Here is a 5,536-nt window from a genome sequence, read left to right on the forward strand (position 1 = left end):
CGCGAAGGCGAGCCTCCGCGGTTCGGCTCCACGAAGCTCAGGTCGTGCTGCCCGATGGCAAAATCCGGTGGCGTGTGGGATACCGTCGGAACCTCGTTCCACACCAGGATGCGGTGGTGCCAGGCATCCGCGACGAACAACCTGCCTTCGTATACGGCGACAGCAGTTGGAAGATTGAACCCATTTTCGATGGAGGCTCCTGCGCTCTTCGGCCCCTCGGTGTAGAAGTCCTTCTGCCCCAGGACCACGTCAGCAGGCTGCCCATCTTCCTTGGGAAGGCCAAACCACAGAAGCACGCGATGATTGCCGGTGTCCGCCACAGCAAGCAGATCGTCGTTCAGAAAGACTCCCCGTGGAGCGTACAGCTGACACGGCGCTGGGCTGGCGTTGGGAAGAGCCAGGCCGCCAGGCGATTTTGCTCCAAGCCAGCACAGAGGTCTCACAGCAGCCTCACCTCGATCTGTCCCTCGACAACACGCAATGGCAGCGTATGCAGCTGCGCATCAGGCGCCGTCAGGCACTCGCCCGTCTTGCAATCGAAACGATATCCATGCCACGGGCAGGTGATCGTTCTGGCATCGGCATCGATCATGGCACGATCCAGAGGCAGGCCCTGGTGCGGGCAGAGATTCTCGAAGGCGTAGACAGCATCGGACATACGCACAAATAACAGCTGCCTTCCGTCGACATCCTGGGCCAGTGATGTCGTCACATCCTGCTCTCTAGGACCGGCATGCCAGACGGAGGCAGGCGGGACACGGCCGCCTTGAGGCCCATGCAACAGACTCGTGAGTGGAACGAGCCTGGGTTCAGTGGCCTGCTTACGAACCTGCACTGCCCGCGCCTCCGGCACCTCACGCAGGACCACCTCTTCCAGCTCGTGCTCAAGGGCGCCGAGATTCGAGGTGCAACCCGAGCCTTTTGCCCTCAACTCAATCTCGACTCCACGCTCGTGGACTGCTACCAGTTCCGCCGTGACCTGCTCTGCTTCCAGATATTGCCTGATCCTCTGGAGCACAAGACGCACGCGCTCGGCGACACCCGGCCGCACCAGACCGTGCATGGCCAGCAAGGCATGCACCTCGGGCTCGTCGATCAGAGCAAAGAGCAGGCGCTTGCCCTCCGCGTCACTCTTCAGACGCTCCACGATGCGCTTCAGGCCTAGCCGATGAAACTCGTCCAGGGCGGCCTTCAGCTCCAACGCTCGCTCGCGGACTGCAGCGGGAGCGTGCTCCAGATCCTCCAACACGCGATCCACACGGCTGGCCGCGGCCTCCAAAGACCCCTGCACTGGCTCCTCACGATTTGCCTGTGTTGCTGGCAGCGTGCTCATCAGGCATGCTCCTGTCCCTGCGACTCAAAGACCGCCTCGCGCTCCAGCGTCTCCTCGGTCTTGCTACGCATGATACGCGCAAAGGCTGCAATGGCCATCGCCTGTAACTGTGCCTCCAGCGTCGGCTGCTGCGGAACCTCAACTGCCTGGGATTGTGCCATGGCCTGCAACACAAACGCAGCGCCCGCCGCGTTGTCCAGCAGAAAGTCGCGGAAGACGGCCTGCGCGAACTCCGTCAGGCGCACACCCTCCGACTCCGCATCCTCGCGCAGCCTCTGAAGCGCGGCATTCACTCCGCTGCAGCGGTAGGTGAGCCGCTCGACGTAGCGCTCCACCGCAGTATGCAACAGAAAATCGAACTGCTGCTGCTGGTGTAGCGGCAGGGCTGTCATCATCGCGCCACCTCCAGCACAGTGGGCTGCCCCTTCTGCGTCGCGGCCAGCCTTCGATTGATCTCTTCCGTCAGTGTCAGCATGGACTGCGCCAGGTCCGGCTCTCCGTGCCAGTGCAGCAGTTTGTGCGCCTCCGTTGCCTTCGTCAGAGCCGGCGCGAAGATGCCGAGATGCGCGAGCGCGTTGGCCTGGTTGGCGAGCAGACGCGCGTGGCCCAGCGGGTCGATGCCGCGCGGCCTTGCCTCCAACAGCTCCTCGTAGATCTCAACGGCCTGCGCGAGGTTCTCTTCCGGGTGCGCCGAGTGCATATACTGCAGCGCGTTCGCCAGGTTGAGCTGCGTGCTCACCCATGCCTCCGGCGTGCGCTCGCGGTCGTACACCTTCAGCGCCTCGCGAAAGGACTGCACCGCGACCGCCGTTCTCAGGCGCGCACCCTCTCCATCCATCGGCATCGCGAGATAGACAAGCCCCAGGTTGTTCTGGGCCAGAGCAAACAGATCGGGGTGCTGCTCCAGCGAGACTCCACTGGCGATGGCACTCTGGTACGCCTTGGTGGCCTCGATCAGCAGGCCACGGTCTGGCGTCGTGCCGCGGCTCGAAATCTCCTGGCAGCACTGGCCCAGAGCGACCCAGGTCTCGGCGCGCAGGCGCGCATCCTGGCAGGTCTCGAGCAGGGCCACAGCCTTCCGATACAGGCCCAGGGCCTCACGACCTGCCGTCAGCTGGGCGGCCTGGCTGTACATCTGCGCCGCAAAGACCGGCGAGATGTCACGCACCTGCTCAGCGGACTGCAGCAGGAGATCATAGGCCGGGTGCAGTTCATTCAGCTCCAACAGGTGTGCCGCCTGAATCATGTGCCCCAGCGCAAGCATCTCTCCGTCGAGCACAGCCATCTGTTCTTCCACGGCAGGCGCATCGACGATGCCATGAGCGTAGGCCGCGAGCTGCGTGAGAACACCCAGCTCACCTCGCGCCTCCTGACAAAGCACCATGTATAGCGCGGGATCGGCCGTCAGGACAAACGTGTTGTAGCGCCCGAGCGCTGAGTCCTCCTGCAAAGCAGCCTTCGCCGCCTGTTCCATCTCACCCTGCAGCGCCAGTGCATAGAAAGACCACTGCTCGGGAAACGCCGTCGTGCGGCCGGCATGCATCCACACCTGCAGCGCCCCCACAGGGGCATCCTCTACCGCCGGCAGCAACAGCAGACCAACAGGAAAGGGGAATACACCTACAGGCTGCGGACGCAGCATCCTCTGTTCCTTCATAGCGACCTCATCCAGCGCACATCGGGAGTACGATCCGCCGTGCGTTCCATCCAGCGCGCCGCCACCTGTGCGCGTGCCTGAGTCGGGTATTCCTCAATGCGAATCGTCCGTATGCGCGTCGGATTTGCACCGGGAGCTGCATCGTCCATCCACTCTGTCACTTCCATATACACGACCCATCGCCCCTTCTCGTGCTCCACGTACGTTCGCGCTCCAACTGCACGGCTGGGCACATCCATCGCTTCACCCTGCTGCGACCCCACTGCTGCTGCGCAGCTCCTCCAACAACAGACCGCATAACTCCTCGATCGCCTTCTCCACCGAAGCGGAGAGCGGAGCGCCGACATGCGTCTCCGAGGCTTCAATCAAATACACCGTAATCTTCTCCGGATACTCGTCCTTCAGCAACCAGCGGGCAAAGGCCAGCGCATGATCCCAGCGAAAGGCGTGCAGGTTGATGCCGGTCAGGGGAGGCAGCTGCTCCACCTCCGTACCCGGCAGCTTGAAGATCGTTCCCGGCTTCGAACCGGAGTTGCACGCATCGATCAGGATGATGTTCGGAACGCCGCGCATCTGGAAGGCAACATCCATCCCTCCCGTGCCACCGTCCGCGCAGTGCACTCCGGGAGGAAGCCCCGCATCCCACAGCCGCCGGATCAATACAGGCCCGGCCCCATCATCGCCGCGCAACAAGTTGCCGCAGCCGACGATCAGAGTCTCGGGCCTTTGGTCCATTCCAGCCAAGCGATCAGGAACCCTCTCCGATACGGAAGCGCGACAGCTCGCGCCCCGTCTTTCCATCATAGGCGTGCACGGTGCAAACCAGGCAGGAGTCGAACGACCGAGCCACATGGCCCATCTCCACCGGGTCCAGAGGATCGGTGATCTTCGCACCGAGGAACGCCTGCTCCATCGGTCCCTTGATGTCCTTGTTATCGCGCGGGCCGATGTTCCACGCCGTGGGCGTGATGACCTGGTAGTTTTCAATCTTGCCCTTGGAGAGCACGATCCAGTCCGACAGGGCACCGCGCGCGGCTTCAGTCGAGCCGAACCCCTTGCCTTCGGCAAGCTCCACCGGCTTGGTGTAGAACTTGTCCTGCAAATGCAGCGCGTCCAGCCATCTGCGTGCGAACTTGTAGTACTTTGGCGCCTCGTGCATTCGGGCCATCACACGCAGCAGCACGCTCGGCCCCTGCGAGCGGAGGGAATTCAGGATCAGCGGATCGTGATCCTGATGCGTTGCCGGATTCTCCCGGCCCGCTATCACCTGACGCGCAAACGGCCCGGCCTCCACCGGCGTTGAGCCGATGCCCGGAATCTCATACCGCGGGCTCTTCGCCCAGCTGTACTTTCCCTGCTTCTTGCCATCCGCCGGATCGATCGGGTCCGTAATGCCCTCCCACGGATGGAGCGAGGTCGTGCCTTTATAGAACGAATGCGCCGTATCCTCTCGCACGTTCATATGATCGAAGTCGTGGAAGCTCTTGCCGTCGTAGATGCCGGAGCGCGAGATCAGTGCCGCGTTGCGCCCCTCCACTGTGGGTTCTCGTAAAGAGACGGCTCGAAGTAAGTGCCGGTCGAGAGGAACGAGCCGCAACCGGCACCGAACTTGTCCAACCCGGCGCGCAGGGCAAAGCGCAGGAAGAGCGCGCAGTCGGAGTTGTGCTGGCTCTCGTTCTCATCGGCCCAGGCCAGGATGTCCTCCCAGGTCTTGTTTCCAGCCAGCGCTCCACCGAACAGCCCAGCCACTTATTCTCCAGCCACTCCCGCTTCCACGCATCCAGAATGGCAATGGAACGGGTGACATCGGAGAGCGTCGGGCGCACATCACGCCGCCGGGAATCATGAAGCTCGAGTGCGGCCACTGGCCGCCGAAGATCGCATACACCTCGACCGGCTTGCCCGACAGCGTCACGCCGCGCTCGTAACTGGTACCCACAAAGGGAGCAAAGCGCCGCACCACCTCGTCGTACTCCGGCAGATGAGCGTAGTTCTTGTTCGTCAGGTCAATGGCAAACAAGGCATAGAACCAGCGCGGAATCGAGAGCAGCGTCTCGCAAGCCTGCGCAATATTACGAACCAGGGTCGCGTTCTGCGGAACGTGCGTCTTCCAGGCCGTGTCCAGAGCGTAGCTGGCCTTGTACAGGTGGCTGCCGCCGCAGATGCCGCAGATACGCGGCGTCACAATCAGACCGGCCTGCGGGTCCTTGCCCCGCAGAATAATCTCGAAGCCGCGAAACATGCTGGCTTCGGTCCAGGCATCGGTTACAACGCCGTCTTTGATGGAGATGTTGAGGTCAAGATCGCCTTCCACGCGGCCCAGCGGACTGATGCGCATATCGGCTGGTGCCAGTTCTACGGTTGCCATATCAACTCCTGCGGTTCAGTTGGTTCCGGAACAATGTGCCTGCACATGCAAAAGCGCCGCTCTCTCGCGGCGCCTTCGCACTACACAACGAACATGTCTTCCTTGGCCCAGTCCGGGGCGATGATGCGCGCCGCCGCCGCCTGCGCCATGTAGGTCACGTGATCGGTACCCGTTGGGA

At 62.7% G+C, this 5,536-nt stretch carries 4 protein-coding genes and 2 pseudogenes; all 6 read right to left on the reverse strand.

Features of this window, described 5'->3' with window-relative positions:
- A pseudogene (locus tag CV1CTNOD_RS02010) lies at positions 1 to 320 on the reverse strand (hypothetical protein); the annotation flags it as partial.
- Between the two features lie 119 nt (positions 321 to 439).
- Positions 440 to 1,333: a Rieske (2Fe-2S) protein gene (locus CV1CTNOD_RS02015; RefSeq protein ID WP_131784475.1), complete on the reverse strand. Its 894-nt coding sequence runs from the start codon at positions 1,331 to 1,333 to the stop codon at positions 440 to 442.
- The gene (locus CV1CTNOD_RS02020; RefSeq protein WP_131784476.1) at positions 1,333 to 1,728 is read right to left on the reverse strand and encodes a hypothetical protein; all 396 of its coding nucleotides are present in this window, start codon (positions 1,726 to 1,728) and stop codon (positions 1,333 to 1,335) included. The genes CV1CTNOD_RS02015 and CV1CTNOD_RS02020 overlap by 1 nt, the downstream gene beginning before the upstream one ends.
- The gene (locus CV1CTNOD_RS02025) at positions 1,725 to 2,990 is read right to left on the reverse strand and encodes a tetratricopeptide repeat protein (protein WP_131784477.1); all 1,266 of its coding nucleotides are present in this window, start codon (positions 2,988 to 2,990) and stop codon (positions 1,725 to 1,727) included. The genes CV1CTNOD_RS02020 and CV1CTNOD_RS02025 overlap by 4 nt, the downstream gene beginning before the upstream one ends.
- A gap of 243 nt (positions 2,991 to 3,233) precedes the next feature.
- Positions 3,234 to 3,725 (reverse strand): hydrogenase maturation protease, encoded by a 492-nt coding sequence (locus CV1CTNOD_RS02030; protein ID WP_131784478.1) that lies wholly within the window; start codon positions 3,723 to 3,725, stop codon positions 3,234 to 3,236.
- A 13-nt stretch (positions 3,726 to 3,738) separates the two neighbouring features.
- A pseudogene (locus tag CV1CTNOD_RS27590) lies at positions 3,739 to 5,358 on the reverse strand (nickel-dependent hydrogenase large subunit).
- Positions 5,359 to 5,536: the final 178 nt, after the last annotated feature.

The organism is Protofrankia symbiont of Coriaria ruscifolia (genome assembly GCF_900634745.1).
In the GTDB taxonomy this organism is placed as follows: Bacteria; Actinomycetota; Actinomycetes; order Frankiales; family Frankiaceae; genus Protofrankia; species Protofrankia californiensis.